Below are 1,377 nucleotides of genomic sequence, written 5' to 3' on the forward strand. Positions count from 1 at the left end.
CTCCGGTCTCATCCTGATCGGCGTAGTAGTTGCCATGGCTCTGAAACTGAAGACTGTTCCGCTGCACACAGCCGCTGTTACCGGCGCAATCCTCTGCGTCATCACCGGCTGCCTGAAAGAAAAAGAAGCCTATGCAGGCATCGACTGGGTAACCATTTTCCTGTTCGCAGGTATGCTTTCCGTAGCAACCGCTATGGATAAGACCGGTGCAGGCAAACTGATTGCCGATACCGTCGTAGGCATGATGGGTGATCATCCAAATCCGCTCGTACTCTGCGCAGTACTGTACCTGATTTCCAACGTACTGACCCAGTTCATGTCCAACACCGCATCTGCTGCACTTCTTGCACCAATCGGTATTTCCATTGCACAGTCCATCGGCGCTGACCCGAAGCCGGTACTGATGGCACTCGGTATTGCAGCTTCCATGGCTTATGCAACCCCGATGGCAACCCCGCCAAACACCCTGGTTCTCGGACCTGGCGGATTCTCTTTCAATGACTATGTCAAAGTCGGCGTACCGCTCTGCGTGATTACCTTCATCGTATCCGTACTGCTTATCCCGATTTTCTGGCCATTCTTCCCGGGATAATTCCTGAGATCAATTTTAAAAATTTTTATTTCCGGAGTCCCCGAATTTGGGGAAAGGAAATACTGTATGGGGCAGTTTCCCCATGAGTATTGAAAAATACTTGAATAAGAAAGGTGGATTTTACATGGATACTCCGGGCCCACTTTCTATTTGTATTACCAACATGGTTATCGTATTCGTAGTTCTGATTTTCCTGGCTTTCGTCATTGAACTGATTCACGTTGTGGATCCAACCAAGAAAGCTAAGAAATAATAGAAATACAAATAAAAAAATAACCAATCAGGAGGTAAAACAACATGGATGGCTTTTTGAGAGCTCTCACTTCCGTATGGACAGACTCCGGCTTTGCCGCTCTGACCTGGGAAAATATGGTAATGATTCTGGTAGGGCTGATTCTGCTCTACCTGGCAATCGCAAAAGATTATGAACCTCTTCTGCTGATGCCGATTGCATTTGGTGATATTATGGCCAACTTCCCGAATACCGGTTTTGAAACCGATATGGGCGTTATGATGGCTATTGGTTTTGGTATTAAGTACGAAATTTTCCCGCCGCTGATTTTCATGGGCGTAGGCGCAATGACCGACTTTGGTCCGCTGATTGCTAACCCGAAGACCATGCTCCTCGGTGCAGCTGCTCAGATCGGCGTATTCGTAGCCCTCGCAGGCGCAATGATGCTTGGCTTCAACGTTCAGGAAGCAGCATCCATCGGCATCATCGGTGGCGCTGACGGCCCGACCGCTATTTATCTGACTTCCAAACTGGCTCCCCATCTTCTGGGCGC

Annotated in this window: 3 protein-coding genes; all 3 read left to right on the forward strand. The window is 48.7% G+C overall.

Translation table 11 applies throughout. From position 1 onward, the window contains the following. Positions 1-592: SLC13 family permease (locus VZT47_RS10425; RefSeq protein WP_330224896.1), on the forward strand; the 592-nt coding region annotated here is incomplete at its 5' end. Between the two features lie 124 nt (positions 593-716). Further along, the gene (locus VZT47_RS10430; protein ID WP_330224897.1) at positions 717-845 is read left to right on the forward strand and encodes an OadG family protein; all 129 of its coding nucleotides are present in this window, start codon (positions 717-719) and stop codon (positions 843-845) included. A gap of 44 nt (positions 846-889) precedes the next feature. Continuing rightward, on the forward strand, positions 890-1,377 hold a 488-nt coding region (locus VZT47_RS10435; protein WP_330224898.1), incomplete at its 3' end, for a sodium ion-translocating decarboxylase subunit beta.

It is taken from the genome of Dialister sp. (assembly GCF_036343215.1).
Lineage (GTDB): Bacteria > Bacillota > Negativicutes > Veillonellales > Dialisteraceae > Dialister.

What these genes read in the sequence shown, in the direction of transcription:
- VZT47_RS10430 (WP_330224897.1), top strand. Translation starts at nt 717, where the DNA reads ATGGATACTCCGGGCCCACTTTCTATTTGTATTACCAACATGGTTATC.